Source organism: Bradyrhizobium sp. (assembly GCF_016219575.1).
Classification (GTDB): domain Bacteria; phylum Pseudomonadota; class Alphaproteobacteria; order Rhizobiales; family Xanthobacteraceae; genus Bradyrhizobium.
The window spans coordinates 893,032-911,070 of the sequence record NZ_JACRMG010000009.1 but is presented as its reverse complement, the minus strand read 5'-3'; the positions used below and the strand labels follow the sequence as shown (position 1 = coordinate 911,070).

At 65.7% G+C, this 18,039-nt stretch carries 14 protein-coding genes; 8 read left to right on the top strand and 6 right to left on the bottom strand.

What is annotated here, in order from left to right:
* The first annotated feature begins 41 nt into the window (after positions 1–41).
* Positions 42–815: a DUF502 domain-containing protein gene (locus HZB49_RS09375; RefSeq protein ID WP_291610406.1), complete on the top strand. Its 774-nt coding sequence runs from the start codon at positions 42–44 to the stop codon at positions 813–815.
* Here HZB49_RS09375 and recG read toward each other — a convergent pair.
* Positions 812–2,920, bottom strand: a complete 2,109-nt coding sequence (gene recG, locus HZB49_RS09370) for an ATP-dependent DNA helicase RecG (RefSeq protein ID WP_291610403.1) — start codon at positions 2,918–2,920, stop codon at positions 812–814. The genes HZB49_RS09375 and recG overlap by 4 nt on opposite strands.
* Positions 2,921–3,127: 207 nt before the next feature.
* Between recG and HZB49_RS09365 the strand changes: the two genes are divergently transcribed.
* Positions 3,128–3,418 (top strand): succinate dehydrogenase assembly factor 2, encoded by a 291-nt coding sequence (locus HZB49_RS09365; protein ID WP_291610401.1) that lies wholly within the window; start codon positions 3,128–3,130, stop codon positions 3,416–3,418.
* Positions 3,415–6,933, top strand: a complete 3,519-nt coding sequence (gene mfd / locus HZB49_RS09360) for a transcription-repair coupling factor (protein ID WP_291610399.1) — start codon at positions 3,415–3,417, stop codon at positions 6,931–6,933. The genes HZB49_RS09365 and mfd overlap by 4 nt, the downstream gene beginning before the upstream one ends.
* Before the next feature lie 4 nt (positions 6,934–6,937).
* Here mfd and HZB49_RS09355 read toward each other — a convergent pair whose 3' ends face one another.
* From HZB49_RS09355 to HZB49_RS09345, 3 genes are all read right to left on the bottom strand, one after another.
* Positions 6,938–8,164 carry a GGDEF domain-containing protein gene (locus HZB49_RS09355; protein WP_291610398.1) on the bottom strand — a complete coding sequence of 409 codons (1,227 nt, stop codon included), beginning with the start codon at positions 8,162–8,164 and terminating at the stop codon, positions 6,938–6,940.
* A gap of 83 nt (positions 8,165–8,247) precedes the next feature.
* Entirely contained in the window at positions 8,248–9,765 is a 1,518-nt protein-coding gene (locus HZB49_RS09350) for a class I adenylate-forming enzyme family protein (RefSeq protein WP_291610396.1), read from the bottom strand.
* A gap of 13 nt (positions 9,766–9,778) precedes the next feature.
* Positions 9,779–11,506, bottom strand: a complete 1,728-nt coding sequence (locus tag HZB49_RS09345; RefSeq protein ID WP_291611163.1) for an extracellular solute-binding protein — start codon at positions 11,504–11,506, stop codon at positions 9,779–9,781.
* A gap of 366 nt (positions 11,507–11,872) precedes the next feature.
* On the opposite strand from HZB49_RS09345, the gene HZB49_RS09340 reads away from it, so the two are divergent.
* Positions 11,873–12,700, top strand: a complete 828-nt coding sequence (locus HZB49_RS09340) for an invasion associated locus B family protein (protein ID WP_291611161.1) — start codon at positions 11,873–11,875, stop codon at positions 12,698–12,700.
* A 67-nt stretch (positions 12,701–12,767) separates the two neighbouring features.
* On the opposite strand, the gene hspQ is transcribed toward HZB49_RS09340, so the two are convergent.
* Positions 12,768–13,100, bottom strand: coding sequence for a heat shock protein HspQ (gene hspQ, locus HZB49_RS09335; protein WP_291610394.1), 333 nt, complete (start codon positions 13,098–13,100; stop codon positions 12,768–12,770).
* A 121-nt stretch (positions 13,101–13,221) separates the two neighbouring features.
* On the opposite strand from hspQ, the gene HZB49_RS09330 reads away from it, so the two are divergent.
* A complete protein-coding gene (locus HZB49_RS09330; RefSeq protein WP_291610391.1) occupies positions 13,222–14,175 on the top strand; it encodes an AEC family transporter in 954 nt (317 codons plus the stop codon).
* On the opposite strand, the gene HZB49_RS09325 is transcribed toward HZB49_RS09330, so the two are convergent.
* The gene (locus tag HZB49_RS09325) at positions 14,172–15,356 is read right to left on the bottom strand and encodes a UbiH/UbiF family hydroxylase (RefSeq protein ID WP_291610390.1); all 1,185 of its coding nucleotides are present in this window, start codon (positions 15,354–15,356) and stop codon (positions 14,172–14,174) included. The two genes, HZB49_RS09330 and HZB49_RS09325, sit on opposite strands and share 4 nt — an antisense overlap.
* 135 nt (positions 15,357–15,491) lie before the next feature.
* Here HZB49_RS09325 and pcsA point away from each other — a divergent pair, with 135 nt between their 5' ends.
* The 3 genes from pcsA (at position 15,492) to HZB49_RS09310 (ending at position 18,014) form a co-directional block, all read left to right on the top strand.
* On the top strand, positions 15,492–16,226 hold the full coding sequence (pcsA, locus tag HZB49_RS09320; protein WP_291610388.1) for a phosphatidylcholine synthase: 735 nt from the start codon (positions 15,492–15,494) through the stop codon (positions 16,224–16,226).
* Positions 16,223–16,954, top strand: coding sequence for a TerC family protein (locus tag HZB49_RS09315; protein WP_291610387.1), 732 nt, complete (start codon positions 16,223–16,225; stop codon positions 16,952–16,954). Before pcsA ends, HZB49_RS09315 begins: the two co-directional genes overlap by 4 nt.
* An 85-nt stretch (positions 16,955–17,039) precedes the next feature.
* Positions 17,040–18,014, top strand: a complete 975-nt coding sequence (locus HZB49_RS09310; RefSeq protein WP_291610385.1) for a quinone oxidoreductase — start codon at positions 17,040–17,042, stop codon at positions 18,012–18,014.
* The last annotated feature ends 25 nt before the right edge of the window (positions 18,015–18,039 follow it).

Genomic DNA, 18,039 nt, shown 5'->3' with positions numbered 1-18,039 from the left:
CTGGTGTTTGTACAGGGCCCGTCCGGCCTGCCTGGAACCGCATGAACCGCGAAGAATTGCCGACCCTGACCCCGGCCGAGTTGCCGCCGGACGAAGCCCCGCCCGGGCTGATGGCCCGCTTCCGCAACTATTTCCTGACCGGCCTGATTGTCGCAGGCCCGATCGCGATCACGTTCTACCTCACCTGGTGGTTCGTGACCTGGGTCGACGGGCTGGTGCGGCCGTTCGTGCCGGTCGCCTACCGGCCGGAAACCTACCTGCCGTTTCCCCTGCCTGGCACCGGCCTGATCATCGCGGTGTTCGCGCTGACCTTGCTCGGCTTCCTCGCCGCCAATTTGGTCGGCCGCAAGCTGGTCGATTGGGGCGAGCGCCTGCTCGACCGCATGCCCGTGGTGCGCGCGATCTATCGCAGCCTCAAGCAGGTGTTCGAGACGCTGTTTTCCGGCAACGGGTCGAGCTTCCGCCGCGTGGGGCTCGTCGAATTTCCCGCGCCGGGCATGTGGTCGATCGTGCTGATCTCGCAGCCGCCGAGCGCGGAGGTATCGGCCCATCTGCCGGGCAAGGAAGAGCACCTCTCGGTGTTCCTGCCGTGCTCGCCGAACCCGACCACCGGCTTTTTTTTCTACGTGCCGAAGACCAAGGTGATCGAGGTCGAGATGTCGGCCGAGGCTGCCGCGACGCTGATCATGTCCGCGGGCGTGGTGCAGCCCGGCTCCGAACAGCAGAAGAAGATCGCCGCGCTCGCCGGCATGGCCAATGCGGCGCGCGTGGCCAACGACGCCTCGCTGCAGCCGCAGCCGGCGAAGGTGGATTAGCCGGCGCCGATCAGCGGCACGGCCTCGTCGCGCTCGAACAGATAGAGCAGGCAGCGCAGCGCCTCGCCGCGTTCGCCCGTCAGCTTCGGGTTGTCCTTCATGATGCGCAATGCCTCGTCGCGCGCCTGCGTGATCAGCTGGCCGTGCACCTCCGAGCGCGCGATGTGGTAGCCGGGCAGGCCGCTCTGGCGGACGCCGAGCACGTCGCCCTCGCCGCGCAGCTTCAGATCCTCCTCGGCGATCCGGAAGCCGTCGGTGGTCTCGCGGATCACGTTCAGCCGGGCCTTCGACATCTCGTTGAGCGGCTCCTTGTAGAGCAGGAGGCAAGTCGAGGCCTCCGAGCCGCGGCCGATGCGGCCGCGCAGCTGGTGCAATTGCGCCAGTCCGAAGCGCTCGGCGTTCTCGATCACCATGATGGAGGCAGCGGGAACATCGACGCCGACCTCGACCACGGTGGTGGCGACAAGCAGACCGATCTCGCCCGACGCGAACTGCGCCATCACGCGATCCTTGTCGGTGCCCTTCATCTGCCCATGAACGAGCCCGACCGCGTCGCCAAACCGTTTTTGCAGGCTCTCGAACCGCTTGGTCGCGTTGGTGAGGTGTTCGGTGCCCTCCGCCTCGGATTCCTCGACCAGCGGGCAGATCCAGTAGGCCCGCTTGCCGGATTTCAGCGCGCGGCCGATGCCGTCCGTCACTTCCTCGAGCCGGCTGAGCGGCACGGCGCGGGTGTCGATCGGCTGGCGGCCGGCCGGCTTCTCGCGCAACTCGGAAACATCCATGTCGCCGAAATAGGTCAGCACCAGCGTTCGCGGGATCGGCGTGGCGCTCAGCACCAGCACGTCGACCGCTTCGCCTTTGGACGTCAGTGCCAACCGCTCCCGCACGCCAAAACGGTGCTGCTCGTCGACGATGGCCAGCGCCAGCGCCTTGTAGACCACATCGTCCTGGATCAGGGCGTGGGTGCCGACCAGCAGATCGATCTCGCCGGCTTCCAGCCGGGTGAGGAGGTCACGACGCTCCTTGCCTTTCTCGCGACCGGTCAGGATGGCGACGCGCAAGCCCGCGCGCTCGGCAAGCGGCGCAATGGTCTTGATGTGCTGGCGTGCCAAAATTTCCGTTGGCGCCATCAGCGCCGCCTGCTTGCCGACCTCGGTCACGGCGGCAGCCGCAAGCAGCGCCACGACGGTCTTGCCGGAGCCGACATCGCCCTGCAGCAGCCGCAGCATGCGCACCGGCTGGCGCAAATCGTCGGTGATGGCGGCAACCGCCTGCCGTTGCGAAGTGGTCAGCGCATACGGCAGCGCGTCGATGATTCTCTTTCGCAGGTGACCGTCGCCGGCATTGCGGTCGCCGGCGGGCCGGCGCAGCTGCGCGCGGATCAGCGCCAGCGCGAGCTGGCCGGCGAGCAGCTCGTCGAAGGCGAGGCGCGACCAGAAGGGGCCGTCGGGCAGGATATCCGTCAGTTCGACCGGCTGGTGCACGCGACGCAGCGCCTCCGCGACCGGCGGGAACTTGCAGCGACGGATCACCTCCGGGCCGATCCATTCCGGCAGCGCCGGCAGCTTCTGCAGCGCCTGCCCGACCGCCCGGCGCAGCGAGCCCAGCGCAAGCCCCTCGGTCAGGGGATAGACGGGATCGATACCGGAGAGTTGCGCGAAGGCGGCCTCGTCCACGATGCGGTCGGGATGCACCATTTGCGGCATGCCGTCGTAGAACTGCAGCGTGCCCGAGACGTAGCGCCGGCTGCCTACCGGCAACAGTTTTTCGACATAACCGGGCTTGGCGCGGAAGAAGGTCAGCACCACGTCGCCGGTATCGTCGCTGGCGTAGACGAGATAGGGCGCGCGCGAATTGCGCGGCGGGGGCGGGCGATGGCGGTCGACGGTGACCTCCAGCGTCACCACGGTCCCGGGCGAAGCCTCGCGGATTTTCGGTCGCGCGCGGCGGTCGATGACGCTCGCCGGCAGATGCATCAGGAGATCGACCAGCCGCGGCGTCTCGCTGCGGTCGAGCAGGTAGCGCAGCAGCTTGTCCTGCTTCGGACCGACGCCCGGAAGGCTCGTGACCGGCGCAAACAGCGGATTGAGCAGAGCAGGGCGCATCGATGTTCCGGCGTACACAATCCGTCACGCGCGGGCTTGACCCGCGCACCCATCTTTCAAAGAGGATGGATTGCCGGGTCAAGCCCGGCAATGACGATCTGAACCGGTTAATTCCGGAGCCGGAAGGGCTGACATCGGCGTCCGGTCTCGCTATATCAACCCCGCCCGGCACGTCCGGGCTTTTGGCGTTGGACTGGGCTGGAAAAAATGACGGGTACGACGAGATCGAGCGGCGGACTGGACGACCGCCGCAAACGGCTGCTGTTTCGCTGCTGGCACCGCGGCACCCGCGAGATGGATCTGATCCTCGGCCGCTTTGCCGATGCCGAGATCGCTGACCTCACGGACGACGAGATGGGCACGCTGGAGCGCCTGATCGAGGTGCCCGATCCCGATCTCTATGCCGCACTGACCGGCGATATGCCGCTGGCGGGGGAACATGCGAGTGCGCTGTTCGACCGGATCAAGGCCTTTCGCGCGGTGGACCCGGACGCATGAAATCGCCGGCCAAATCTCCCGCTGCGCTGCTCGCACCCGGCCGCGCGCTGACCTTTGCAAACGTCGCCGAGGGCGCCGAAGGGCTCGTCGCGTCGGATCTGGCGCGCGCCATTGCGGCGCGGCCGAACCCGCCGGCAGTGAGCCTTGCGGTGGTCTGCCGCGACGGACCGCGCATGCAGCAGCTGGCCCGCTCGCTGGAATTCTTCGCGCCGGACTTGCCGGTGATGCAGTTCCCGGCCTGGGACTGCCAGCCCTATGACCGCGTCTCGCCGCATGGCGGCGTCCTGGCGCAACGCCTCACGACACTGGCAAAGCTGTCCCGCCTGACCGGCAGCGACAAGCCGCTGATCGTGCTGACGACGGTCAACGCGATCACGCAGCGCGTGCCCTCGCGCGACACCGTCGCAGCGCAGGCGCTCTCGGTCGCGCCGGGCAACGTGGTGCCGATGGATTCGATCGTCGCCTGGCTCGAGCACAATGGCTACAGCCGTTCCTCCACCGTGCGCGAGCCCGGCGAATATGCCGTGCGCGGCGGCATCCTCGACCTGTTTCCGGCCGGGCTCGACATGCCCGTGCGGTTCGACTTCTTCGGCGATTCGCTGGAGTCGATCCGCAGCTTCGATGCCGAAACCCAGCGCACCATGCTGGACATGCGCGGGCTCGACCTGGTGCCCGTCTCGGAATTCCAGCTCGTCACCGAAACCATCCGCCGCTTCCGGATGGGTTATGTTGCGGCCTTTGGCGCGCCCGTACGCGACGACACGCTCTATGAGGCCGTCACCGAGGGCCGCCGCCATGCCGGCATGGAACACTGGCTGCCGCTGTTCCAGGAGCGGATGGACACGCTGTTCGACTATCTCGACGGCGCGCCGGTGGCGATCGAGCCGCAGGGCGAGGACGCCGCAAGCGAACGCTTCAAGCAGATCGCCGATTATTACGAGGCGCGCCGTGAAGCCATGGAGCATCCCGGGGGTGGCGCGATCTACAAGCCGCTGCCGCCAGACCGGCTGTATCTGACCGAAGACGAATGGAAACGGCACCTCGGCGAGTCCGCGCTGGCGCGGCTGACGCCGTTTGCGATGCCTGAGGGCGCAGCCGATGTGTTCGACGCCGGCGCGCGGCAGGGCCGCAATTTCACGCCGGAACGGGCGGACTCCTCGGTCAACGTGTTCGAGGCCGTCGTCGCCCATGTCCACACCCTGCAGGCGCAGCGCAAGAAGGTCGTGATCACGCTGTGGAGCGAAGGCTCCCGCGACCGCATGGCGAGCATGCTGGCCGATCACAAGCTCGCCCACATCACCAGCGTCAACACCTGGCGCATGGTGCAGGCGACGCCGCGCAACGAGGCGATGCTCGCCGTGCTCGGCATGGAAAGCGGCTTCGAGACCGACAGCGTCGCAGTCATCAGCGAGCAGGACATTCTGGGCGACCGCCTGGTGCGGCCGCGCAAGGCGAGCCGCAAGCTCGACAATTTCATCTCCGAGGTCACCAGCCTTTCCGCCGGCGACATCGTGGTTCACGTCGATCACGGCATCGGCCGCTTTGTCGGGCTCCAGACCCTGGAAGTCGCTGGTGCGCCGCACGACTGCCTCGAGCTGCACTATGCCAACGAGACAAAGCTGTTCCTGCCGGTCGAAAACATCGAACTCTTGTCGCGCTATGGCTCCGACGAGACCAAGGTCGAACTGGACCGGCTCGGCGGCAGCGGCTGGCAGACACGCAAGGCGAAGCTGAAGAACCGCATCCGCGAGATCGCGGGCGAGCTGATCAAGATCGCCGCCGAGCGCATGCTGCACGAGGCGCCGAAATTTCCGGTGCAGACGCATGCCTATGACGAGTTCTGCGCGCGCTTCCCCTATGAGGAAACCGAGGACCAGCTCAACGCCATCAACGCCACGCTGAGAGATCTCGAAAGCGGACGGCCGATGGACCGCCTGATCTGCGGCGACGTCGGTTTCGGCAAGACCGAGGTGGCGCTGCGCGCGGCCTTCGCCACCGCCCTCGAAGGCAAACAGGTCGCCGTGGTGGTGCCGACCACGCTACTCGCGCGCCAGCACAGCAAGACGTTTGCCGATCGCTTCCGCGGATTTCCGGTCAATGTCGCCCAGGCTTCGCGGTTGATCCCGGCCAAGGAGCTGAACCAGGTCAAGAAGGACCTCGCCGAGGGCGGGGTGGACATCGTGGTCGGCACCCACGCGCTGCTGGGCAAGTCGATCAAGTTTCGCGACCTCGGCCTGCTCATCGTCGACGAGGAACAGCATTTTGGCGTCGGTCACAAGGAGCGCCTGAAGCAACTGCGCGCGCAGGTCCATGTGCTGACGCTTTCCGCCACGCCGATCCCGCGCACGCTGCAACTGGCGCTGACGGGTGTGCGCGAGCTCTCGATCATCGCTTCGCCTCCGGTGGACCGGCTGGCGGTGCGCACCTTCGTCGCCCCGCACGATCCCCTGATGATCCGCGAGGCCCTGCTGCGCGAGCGCTATCGCGGCGGCCAGGCGTTCTATGTCGTGCCGCGGATCGAGGATCTCGCCGGCGTCAAGGATTTCCTCGACAAGAACGTGCCGGAGATGAAGGTTGCGGTCGCCCACGGCCAGATGGGACCGACCGTGATCGAGGACATCATGGCGGCGTTTTACGACGGCAAGTACGACGTCCTGCTCTCCACCACGATCATCGAGTCCGGGCTCGACATTCCCAACGCCAATACCCTGATCGTGCACCGCGCCGACATGTTCGGCCTTGCCCAGCTCTATCAGCTGCGCGGCCGGGTGGGGCGCTCGAAACTGCGCGCCTATGCGCTGTTCACGTTGCCGGCGCAGCAGAAGATCACGGTACAGGCGGAGCGGCGGCTGAAAGTGCTGCAATCGCTGGAAAACCTCGGCGCGGGATTCCAGCTCGCCTCCCACGATCTCGACATCCGCGGCGCCGGCAATCTGCTCGGCGAGGAGCAGTCCGGCCACATCAAGGAAGTCGGCTTCGAGCTGTACCAGTCGATGCTGGAAGAGGCGATCGTCAACCTCAAGGCCGGCGTCTCCGAGCCCGCCGCCGACCGCTGGTCGCCGCAGATCACCATCGGCATGCCGGTGCTGATCCCGGAGGATTACGTCAGCGATCTCGCGGTACGGCTGTCGCTCTACCGGCGGTTGGCCGATCTCGACACCGACGAGGAGATCGACAATTTCGCCGCCGAGATGCGCGATCGCTTTGGCGCGCTGCCGGACGAGGTGCGTTATCTGTTCAAGGTTGCCGCCATCAAGGCCTATTGCCGAAGAGCCAATGTCGAGAAGGTCGACGCCGGTCCGAAGGGCGCGGTGCTTTCCTTCCGCGACAACAGTTTTGCGCAGCCGGATCGGCTGGTTGCCTTCATCCGCCAGCACGGTCAGGCCGCCAAGGTGCGACCGGACATGAAGGTGGTGTTCTTCCAGGACTGGGAGACGCCGGAGGAGCGGCTTGCCGGCACCACGGAAATCCTGCGCCAGCTTTCCAATCTTGCCGAGAGCAAGAAGGCGGCGTGAAACTTCAGGAGGCCGCGCGTTGCGCGTCGTCGGCGAGCCGGGCCAGCAGCGATTTGGCGGAATCGTTCGGCAGCAATGTCGCCACGGTGACGACCGGTTCCGAACGCGCGTCGCGCTTGCCGTGTCCGGTATGCCGCATCACCGCCGACAGTCGCCGCGCAATCATGTGCGCATTGCGCAAATCCGTTTCCGCAAAGACGACGAAGACCGATCCATCCTCCTGCGCAACGCCAAAGTCGCTCTGGCGCATCAGGCGGCTGATGATCCGCGCGCCGTCGAATTGTGCGCGGGGATGCGCGGGATCGAACGCAAAGCGCGCTACCGACAGGCCGCCGCCGCGCGACTGGCTCTGGTGCACGGCGTCGGCAAAATCACGTTCGAAGGCGGCGCGGGTCAGGAGACCCGTGCGGGCGTCGATCAGTCCATTGGCGTCGATCGAACGCAGCGTCCGGCTCAGATGCCCTTCGAAGGCATGCTGGCGTACCATCGGCAATGTCGAAGCGGCGACGCGGGCGGGCTCGGCAGCAACGATCTCGAGATTGGCGAGTTCGCAAGCTCCCCGAACGTTGGCTGACGTCACGATGACGGGCAGGTTGCGGAAACGTGCATCCTCGGTCAGCACGGTGAGGAAGGCCTCGACTACGCGCGGGGTGAATCCTTCCGCCAGCACGATGCCGTTGATGTCGCGGCTGCTGAGATGCTTTGCGGCGGCCTCGATGCTGAGCGCGCCGACCAGGCCCATGCGTTCGCCGAGGGCCACCGAAAGCGCAGGATAGGCACCGCCACGTCCGATCAGCAGCACGGTCGCATCGCGCGCGGGATCGATATCCGACATCGCCACGCGCCGTGGCGGGTCCAGGCGGCGCATGACGGTCGCATGCAGCGAACGCACGCGCAGGGCAGCGCTGATGCGCGCCAGCAGGCGCTCGGGACGATCGTCGCTGTGCGCGAAGGGAATCGCGTTGTCTGGCAAGCTGGTTTCGGGATCGACCGCAATCAGCGGCAGATAGGGTTCACGGGCGGCGATCTGCCTTCTCAGGGATTCAAGGGCAGGCTTGTTCATGCCGCGGCAAGCGACGAGCACGACGCCGGGGCGCAATTGCTCGACGGCGCGCACGGCGTCGGTCCAATCGCTGTCGACGACCGGAAACAGCTTTGTCTCATGCAGCGCCGATGCGAATGCCGGCCTTCCGCCGTTCGAGACGATGAGGATCGGGCCTTGCTGGGACATCGGGAACGCGTGACCTCTGACGGAGACCGCGATCCTAGGTTTGCAGGCTTAATGCGACGTCAACGGCGGCTTGCAGACTCAGCTCAGGTGGCGCTCGACCGGTCGCGAAAAGCCTCTACCATCAGCGGGTTAAGGCCCAATTCTGAAAGCGCCTCGCGAGCGCGTGAATTGTCCGGAGCCCGGCCGGCCAACCGATGCCCGCTCATGCGGTCGGGCAGCGCCGTGAGCAGCGCCCCCTGGCCGAGGCGCTTGGCCCATTCCTGCAAATCCTGCGCGAGGAAGCGGTAGCCGCCGACTGCCATGATCCCGGAAGGCGGAGCGGTGATGTTGATGGCTCCGGTGGCACGATCGAGACGCGCCCCGTAGTCGGTGTCGACATAGTCACGCGGCGGTGCGGGGATCAGCGAGTCGCTCGCCGGAGGCGGCGGCGCATAGGCGGCGACGGTGACCATCGGCCCGCGCAGACCCAGCGTTCCCCGCGGAGTCAGCAGGATTTCGCCTGAGATGGCCGAGCCCGGCAGCTCGCGCGGCGCGCCATGCGGCCCGGGTTTGATCGCGGCCGGCGCGCCATCCGCACCGCGCCGTGCGCCGAAAATGCCGGCTTCACCGAACAGATAGACGTCGGTGAGGCTTGCGGTCCGGGCGCTCCAGGTCGCGCTGGAGGCGACCTGTTCCGGCGCCCGCCAGAGTCCGATCACATTGCGCAGGCCCGGCATGCGCGCCGACAGATCCAACTCGTCGAGTCGCAACGCGAGCTGTGCGGGCGCCACCAGCGTATCGCAGGAAGCCTCGTTGATCTGCCGCTCCAGCGTCTCGCCGTCGAAGGGATGATGCAGCACCAGCGTTCCGCCGGTCAGTAGCCACATCGCCAGCGACGAGGCGACGCCTGCGAAAGAGCAGGGCGTGAACGCCGACATGATGGTGGCACCCTGCGGCACGTCGCTTTCCAGCGATAGCGCCAGGCCTCCGGCGATCACGCTGAGATGGGTGCGCGGCACTGCGCGGAAACCGTCTGATGTCACATCGAACGAGACCAGCGCGGCCTTGCGGCCGTCCTGGATCAAAGGACGCGTGGTCGGGGACTCCGCGGCAATGGCGCGGTCGAGCGAGGCCATGCCTTCCGGCAGGTCGTCGCCAAAGCCGCAAACGTGGCGGATGGAGAAACATTCCGCGGCAGCATTCATGGCGATGTCGGCGTGGGAGACGCCGTCGATCCGGCTCGCGGTGACGACTGCCCGCGCGCCGGTGCGGTTCAGCGCAACCGTCAATTCCGCCTGCCGCCACAGCAGCGGCAGCGCCGCAACCACAAGGCCGGCGCGATGGGCGGCCAGCGCCGTCAGCGCGAATTCGATGGTGTTCGGCAGTTGCACCGCGATGACCGAATTGGCCGGCAGGCCGGATTCGATGAAATGCGCCGCCAGCGCCGAAATCGCGCGATCGGCCTGCGCGAAGGTCAGCCGCTTCGGGGGCTGGCCGCTGATACGTTGCTTGTTGAGGGGGTCGACCAGCGCCAATGCCTCCGGCTGGCGCGAAAGGCAGCGCTGAAAGAGTACGTCGAGCGTCGGCGAGGCGTTGGGATGGGTCACGGACTTCGGCTGCATCGCTTCATTGGCATCAATTCCGCGGATCGGCTTGCGGCTGGTCCGCCTTCCGCCACCATGTTTCCGGCAAATAGCCAGTCAACGCGGTGGCCGAAGGCCGTTCTATCCGATTCCAGCGGGCAATCCATTGCTCGGGCACGTTAAACAGGGGGATAGCGTAGAAGCCCGACATCAGGACCCGGTCCAGCGCCCGCACCGCCGAGACGAAAGCCGGCCGCTCCCGCGCCTCCAGGATCGCCGCGATCAGCGCATCGATCGCGGGGTCCTTGGCGCCCATGTAATTGCGGGTGCCGGGAATGTCGGCGGCTTCGGTACCCCAGTAGAACGACTGCTCGTTGCCCGGCGAGAGCGACTGGTCCCAGCGATTCTGGAGCATGTCGAACTCGTAGCCGAGACGGCGCTGGTCGAACTGTACGGGATCGACCGCACGGATTGTGGCCTCGACGCCGGCGCGCTTGAGATCGCGCTGATAGGCGAGCGCAATGCGCTCCTGGTCGCGCGTGGTCACCAGTATTTCGAAGGAGAGGGGCGTCCTGGTCGTGCGTTGCCGCAGCACGGTGCCATCAAGGTCGTAACCGGCTTCGGACAGCAGCGCCAGCGCCGTGCGCAGCGTCGTTCGATCGCGTCCCGATCCGTCGGTGACGGGCAGGCGATAGCTGCCGTCAACAATCTCCGGCGCCATGCGCGCGGCGTACGGCACCAGCAATTCCCGCTCGCGGTCGTCGGGCGCACGCTCGTAGGCCGAGAGCTCCGAGCCGGCGAAGAAGCCCGCCTTGCGGCCGTATAGTCCGAAAAAGTAGTTCTTGTTGATCCATTCGAAATCGAACAGCAGCGTCAGCGCGCGGCGCACACGGATGTCGGAGAAGACCGGCCGGCGGGTATTGAACACGAGGAATTCGGATGGCTGCGGAACCCCGGGCCTGATCGTGTCGCGGATCAACTCGCCGCTGCGGGCCGCGGGAAAGTCGTAGCCGTCGTGCCAGCGCAACGGCTCGTGCTCGACCCGGAAATCATAGAGGCCGCGCTTGAACGCCTCGAACTGGCCGTTGGCCTCGCGATAGAAGTCGAGCCTGACCTCGTCGAAATTCCACAGGCCGCGATTGGCCGGCACGTCGCGGCCCCAATAATCGGGGTTCCGGGTCAAAGTGACACTGGCTCCCGGACGCACGGCCGTGACGCGATAGGGCCCGGATCCGACCGGTCCGGTCATCGTGGTTTCCTCGAATGTCGCGGGATCGACGGCATGACGCGGCAGGATCGGCATCAATCCGAGGATCAGCGGCAGCTCACGGTCATTGGCGCCGGCGAGATCGAACCGCACCGTCAGCGGATCGGGCGCCTCGGCCTTGGCAACCTTGGCATAGTACTGGCGGTGGTTCGGGCGACCCTTGTCGCGCAGGAGCGCCCAGGAGAACAGCACGTCCTCGGCGGTGACGGGCTTGCCGTCGGAAAAACGCGCGCGTGGATCCAAACGGAAGGTGACGTAAGTCCTGGCATCGTCGGTCTCGACCGTTTTCGCCAGCAGGCCGTAGAGGGTGAAGGCCTCGTCGTTGCCGCGCGCCATCAGGCTTTCGATCACATAGCCGCGCATCTGCTGCACCGCGAGCCCGCGTACGATCAGCGGATTGAGGCTGTCAAAAGTACCGGAGAGCCCCCAGATTACCCGGCCGCCCTTGGGCGCCGCGGGATTGGCATAGGGCATGTGGGCAAATTCGGCCGGCAGCCTTGGCGCGCCATGCATGGCGATGGCGTAGCTCTCCGCGGCTGCCAGCCGGTCCGGCAAGACGGCAACCGCCGGCAGGAACAAGGCCGCAAGGCGAATGGCGGCGTACCGGAAGAGGGGCGCTTTCCTGCGCCGGTCTGATTCGAAATTCCTCACCCGCGAAGCTTTACCATAGGGCTGCGGGCATCGCTGTGGCATCGATCCAAGACGCTTGTCGGCATTGATCTTTTCGTCCGCCGCTGTATTGAAGGCGGGCAATTGATCAAGACGGCGGAACAGGTCACGCAACCGCCTCAATTGGCTACGAGACAGCCGCCCAAAACGGCGCAGGGATTTGGTGCCCGCAGCGGTTCGGGCGCCTGGCTTCAGAAAGGGTTTTCCGCAATGAATTTCCGTATCTTGGCCGCCTCGGCCCGGCCGCGCGGGCGGGCTTTCGCCTTGTTGGCGGCGACCACTTTGTCGGCTTCGCTGGCGGTTTCCTTCGCCCAGGCCCAGACACCGGCCCCGGCACCCGGCGCCCCTGCGCCGGCGGCCCCCAAAGCGGCCCCGAAGGCCCCGGCCGCCCCCAAGGCTGCGCCGAAGGCTCCTGCCGCCCAACAACAGGCGCCGGCAGGCCAGCCCGCAGCCCAGGCCCCCGCTCAGCAGCCCCAGGAGCAGCAGATCCAGCTGATCTACGCGCCCTGGACCAAGTTCTGCCTCAAGGGCCAGGAAACCGGGGCCAAGCAGGTCTGCTTTACCGGCAAGGACGGCCGCATCGAGTCCGGCCAGCCGGTGATCGCCGCCGTCATCATCGAGCCGGAGGGCGAGCCGAAAAAGATTCTCCGCGTGACACTGCCGCTCGGCATGCAGCTCGTCCACGGCACCCGCATCATCATCGACAGCAACCAGCCGCAGCAGTCGCCTTACGTGATCTGCTTCCAGAACGGCTGCATGTCCGACTACGAGGCAACCCCCGAAACGATCGCGGCCTTGAAGAAAGGCCAGAACCTCGTGGTGCAGGCGATCAACTCCAACGGCGCGCCGTTGACGCTGCCGCTACCGCTGGCCGGCGAATTTGCCAAGGCCTATGACGGCCCGCCGACCGATCCGAAGGTGTTCGAGGAAAACCAGAAGAAGCTGCAGGAAGAGCTGCAGAAGCGCGCCGAGGATGCCCGCAAGAAGCTCGAGCAGAGCCAGCCTCCCGGCGGTCAGCCCAATCCGGCGGCGAAGTAAGCAACGCCGACAGAGCAAACGAAAAGGCGCCCGGTGGGGCGCCTTTTCTGTTGCAGGGAATGCGGGCCTAATTCAACGACGGGTTGCGCGGACGGTATGCGCCGGACTTGTCCTTGATGAAGATCTCGGCGACCTGCGAATGGCGGATCGGTTCGCCGGACTCGTCGGGCAGCAGGTTCTGCTCCGAGACGTAGGCGACGTATTCGGTCTCCGAGTTTTCCGCGAGCAGGTGATAGAACGGCTGGTCCTTGTGCGGCCGCACCTCTTCCGGAATCGACAGCCACCATTCCTCGGTGTTGTTGAATTCGGGATCGATGTCGAAGATCACGCCCCGGAAGGAAAACACCCGGTGGCGGACAATCTGCCCGATCTGGAATTTGGCGGTACGCGCTTTAATCATGGCTTCGTCGATAGACCATGATTGTGGCCGATGCTAGGGGCATGTGGACGAATTAACCTTCTCCGGCGTAGCAAGACCCGGCGCCATACTTCGGAAAACATTCAGGAAATCCCGCCTCCTCATGATCGATATCCTCAATCTGGCGCTTCCCTATTTCGGTCTGATTTTCATTGGCTATGCCTGCGGGAAAGCCAAGGCGCTGCCGGAGTCGGGCCTCGCCTGGATGAACTTCTTTCTGCTCTACGTGTCGCTGCCGGCGCTGCTGTTCGGGATCATGTCGCGCACGCCGTTCGCCGAGCTCAACAACCCGCCGTTCCTGATCGCAACCACGCTCGGCACAATGCTCGCGTTCGCGCTGGCCATGCTCGTTGGCAAGCTGATCGGCAAGCTGACGCTGCGCGAGGCGACAATCGCCGGGCTCGCCGGCGCCTACGGCAATGTTGGCTATATGGGCCCCGGACTGGCGCTGGCCGTGCTCGGCAACAAGGCGGCGGCGCCGACCGCGCTGATCTTCTGCTGCGACAGCATTTTCCTGTTCTCGATCGTGCCGTTCATGATCGAACTGACCGACCGCGAGCATCCCTCGCTGCTGCATGCGCTGGGCGTGGTGGTGAAGCAGATCGTGCTGAACCCGCTGATCATGTCGGCCTGTCTTGGCGCGCTATGCGCGGCCCTGCACATCGAATTTCCGGTGGCACTCAACAATACGCTGCAATTCCTGCAAAACGCGGCCGCGCCGACCGCATTGTTCGCGCTGGGCGTCACTGTCGCACTGCGCTCATTCGAGCGCGTGCCGTGGGAAGTGCCCGGCGTGATCGCCGTCAAGCTCTTGGTTCATCCGCTGCTCGCTTTCGGATTGATGCTGGCCTTCGGGCCGTTCGCGCAGCCATGGGCGGCGACCGCACTGCTGATGGCGGCGCTGCCGCCCGCGCTCAACGTGTTCGTGATGGCGCGCCAGAACGACACCTGGATCGAGCCGGCGTCGGTCGCCGTGCTGATCGGAACCTTTGCCTCCGTCGTCACGCTCACCAGCGTGATGTGGTTCATCCAGACCGGACGACTTGTCTTCCCCTAGATCCTCCAGGAGGGCGCCAGCCCTTCACGCATGGCAAGGCGGCGGAGCGGCCCGACCGCGCCGATCAGATGCAGGCCGGCGGCGCGCGCGGTCTGCACCGGCAGCAGGTCGGAAAGCAGGGAGCGGTTGGCGACGTCGATCGCGAAGGTGCGGCTCGCGATGTCGCTGCGCCGAGCGGCGGCGTAGCGCTGCAATACCGGCGCCGCGCCGGGGTCTTCGCCGAGACCGAGCGCCTCGCGCACGATCTCGGCGAGGTCGGCGGCATCGCGCAGGCCCATGTTGAGCCCCTGCGCGCCGATCGGCGGTACGACATGGGCGGATTCGCCGACCAGCGCGATTCGGTTTCTGGCGATCGCCGTCGGCCGCTCGATGGCGAGCGGGAATTTGTGCCGGCCGGGTTCGACATTGGTACGGCCGAGGATGGAGTGCGACTGCTTCTCGACCGCCTCCGAAAGCTGCTCATCACTCAGCGCCATCAGCCGCTCGGCTTCGTTCGGTGCGGCGACCCAGACGACGCTGCAGCGGTTGCCGGGCAGGGGAACGAACACGCAGGGCCCCTGGGGCGTATGGAATTCGGTAGAGACGTTCTTGTGCGGTCTTGAATGACTGATGTTGAACGTGAGCGCCGCCTGGTGGAGGTCGCGCCGCCGCACCTCGATATCGGCGGCATCGCGGCACAATGATTGTCGTCCGTCGGACCCGATCACCAGACGCGCTCCAAGCGTCTTGTCCTGACGGGTGACGATGGCGACAACACTGTCTTCCGGCACCACCGTCGTCGCCTCGTCGTCCACCCGCGTCAGGCCGGGCAGTTCCGCGGCGCGCGCCTCCAGCGCGGCGACCAGCGTGCGGTTGTCGATATTGTAGCCGAACTGGTCGAGGCCGATTTCCTCCGACACAAAACGGACCTCGGGCGCACGGATCAGGCGCCCGGTATCGTCGACGAGCCGCATTACCTTGAGCGGCGCGGCGCTCTCCCGGCAACGCCGCCAGACATCGAGCCGATCGAGCAAATCCACGGAAGCCCCAAGCAGCGCCGTAGTGCGATTGTCCGCGTAGGGCACGTGGCGGGCGAGCAGGGCGGTCCTGGCGCCCGCCTCCGCAAGCGCAATCGCAGCCGTAAGGCCGGCGGGCCCGCCGCCCACGACGACCGTGTCGAAAGTCATGGAAGCATCGTTCATGACAGGGACAATTGACGCTCGCAGCGGTAATTTCAAGGCTTGGATTCATTCAAAAGGTTCCCGGGAATTGCGCGGCCGAACGCCGCAACCGCCGATGTGCAAATCCGCATGATTCCTGATAGCACTGCCCGACCCATGGACCAGACCAGCCCGCCAATCTCGTCACAATCCCCGTTGCGGATGCGCGCGGCCGCGTTCTCTGTGCACATCTTCACGGCGCTGGGCGCGGGCGTCGCGCTGATCGCGATGCTTGAAGCGGTGCGCGAGCACTGGACCAACATGTTCGTCTGGCTTGGCATTGCGCTCGTCATCGATGCCATCGATGGCCCGATCGCGCGGCGGCTCGACGTGGTGCGGCTGCAGCCGAACTGGTCGGGCGACGTCCTCGACCTCGTCGTCGACTTCCTGACGTATGTATTCGTCCCGGCCTACGCGATCACCGCCAGCGGAATGCTGCTGCCGCTTGCCGCGCCGATCCTGGGGATCGGCATCGTCGTCTCCAGCGCGCTTTATTTCGCCGATCGGCGCATGAAGGCGACCGACAATCACTTCCGCGGATTTCCGGCGCTGTGGAACGCTGTGGCGTTCTATCTGTTCCTGCTGCACATGTCGCCCATCCCCTCGACGCTGGCCGTCGCCGCCCTGATCGTGCTCACCTTCGTGCCGATCCACGTGCTGCATCCCTTTCGCGTCGTCCGCCTGCGCTGGCTGACGCTTTGGCTGCTCGCGGCCTGGGCCGTGCTCGCCATCATCACGCTGGTCTACGACTTCAATGTCGGGCTTCCCATCACCTTCGGCCTTTGCGCCATCGGGGCCTATGTCCTCGGCAGCAACGCCGCCATCCGTCTGATCAAATCGTTGAAGGCATGATCGAACTCCTGACCAGCCCGGAAGCCTGGGCGGCGCTGCTGACCCTGACGGCGCTCGAAATCGTCCTCGGCATCGACAACGTCATCTTCATCTCGGTGCTGGTGTCGCGCATCCCCGAGCCGCATGCGACGCGCGCGCGGCAGATCGGGCTGTTGCTCGCGCTGGTGTTCCGGATCGTCCTGCTCAGCCTGCTGGTCTGGCTGATCGGCCTGACCGAACCGGTGCTTACCGTGAAGAACGTTGCGCTGTCCTGGCGCGACATCATCCTGATCGCGGGCGGCATGTTCCTGATCGCAAAGGCGACCCACGAGATCCACACCGAGATCGATGCCTTTCAGCACGGAAGGGAGGAAAGGTCTGCTGCGAACGCCTTCTTCTGGGTGATCATGCAGATCATCGTCATCGACATCGTATTCTCGCTGGACTCCATCATCACCGCGATCGGCATGGCGCAGGATCTGGAGATCATGGTTGCCGCGGTCGTGATCGCCTGCGTGATCATGTACGTCTCTTCCGGACCCGTCGCGCGCTTCGTCGCGGAGCACCCGACGACAAAAATGCTGGCGCTTGCTTTCCTGGTGCTGATCGGCGTGGCGCTGGTGGCGGACGGATTCAAATTCCACATCCCGCGCGGCTATATCTACTTCGCCATCACCTTCTCGGCCGCGGTGGAGTTCTTCAACGTGCTCGCCAGGCGTAACCGGAGAAAGGCAAAGGTCAGCAAATAGGCAACCCCGCGACCATGGCGTCGATTGACAAGGCCTGCCCGCAGGCGTTCGTTTCGAATCGGGCGAAGACAAGGGAGAAGACGCCATGACCAAGGCCGTCCGCGTTCACAAGGTGGGAGGTCCGGAAGTCCTGACCTATGAAAGCGTGGACGTTCCTGCGCCGGGACCGGGCGAAGTGCGGATTCGCCAGCATGCCGTCGGGCTCAACTTCATCGACGTCTATTTCCGCACCGGCCTCTACAAGGCGCCGGGGCTGCCCTTCATCGCCGGCAACGAGGCGGCCGGCGAGGTCGTCGCGGTCGGGCCGGGCGTCACCAATTTTCATCCCGGCGACCGCGTCGCCTATTATTTCAATCTCGGCGGCTACGCGTCCGAGCGCAACATCCCCTGGGACAAGCTGGTCAAGTTGCCCGACCACATCACCTATGAGCAGGGCGCGGTGCTGATGCTCAAGGGGCTGACGGTCTGGTATCTACTGCACAAGACCTTCAGGATCGAGCCCGGCCATCGCGTGCTGATCCATGCCGCGGCCGGCGGCATCGGTCTCTTGGCCTGCCAATGGGCGAGGGCGCTCGGCGCCCACGTCATCGGCACAGTCGGCTCCAAGGCGAAGGTCGACCTTGCGCTCAGCAATGGCTGCGACCACGTCATCAACTACAACGAAGAGGATTTCGTCGAGCGGGTGAAGCAGATCAGCCGCAACGAACTATGCGATGTCGTCTATGACGGCGTCGGCAAGGCGACCTTCCCGGGATCGCTGTCGTGCCTGAAGCGGCGCGGCCTGTTCGTGAGCTTCGGCAACGCCTCGGGACCGGTGCCTCCCTTTGCGATCGCCGAGCTCAACAACCACGGCTCGCTGTTCGCAACCCGGCCGAAACTCAACGACTATGTCGCGACCCGCAAGGAATTGCTCGAGGGTGCCGACACCATTTTTGCTGCCGTCATCAATGGCAAGCTGCATGTGCCGATCAACCACGCCTACGCGCTGAAGGATGCGGCGAGGGCGCATACCGATCTCGAGAACCGGGCGACCACGGGCGCGGTGATACTGCGGCCCTAATCGTTTCTGTCATTGCGAGGACAAC